At 44.8% G+C, this 339-nt stretch carries 2 tRNA genes; both read left to right on the top strand.

Annotation, left to right across the window (positions count from 1 at the left end):
- Positions 1-94 precede the first annotated feature (94 nt).
- Positions 95-169: transfer RNA gene (locus tag FC83_RS10160), tRNA-Ile, on the top strand.
- A gap of 16 nt (positions 170-185) precedes the next feature.
- Positions 186-258 (top strand) — tRNA-Ala (locus FC83_RS10155).
- Positions 259-339 lie beyond the last annotated feature (81 nt).

Below are 339 nucleotides of genomic sequence, written 5' to 3'. Positions count from 1 at the left end.
GCTGGATCACCTCCTTTCTAAGGAATATTACGGAAAGCCTGTACGATAAATCGAAAACTTTGTTTAGTTTTGAGAGACCTACGCTCAACTTGTCGGGCCTATAGCTCAGCTGGTTTAGAGCGCACGCCTGATAAGCGTGAGGTCGATGGTTCAAGTCCATTTAGGCCCATTGAATCATTATTCATGGGGGTTTAGCTCAGATGGGAGAGCGCCTGCTTTGCACGCAGGAGGTCATCGGTTCGATCCCGTTAACCTCCATTACAGCCGAAAGGCTGTCATGAATACTTTGTTCTTTGAAAACCACATATCATGAAATATCTATAACCGAGAATCAAAAAC

The organism is Agrilactobacillus composti DSM 18527 = JCM 14202 (genome assembly GCF_001436375.1).
Lineage (GTDB): Bacteria > Bacillota > Bacilli > Lactobacillales > Lactobacillaceae > Agrilactobacillus > Agrilactobacillus composti.
Note: the sequence above shows the minus strand (reverse complement) of the source record. Positions and strands in the feature narration are given on the sequence as shown.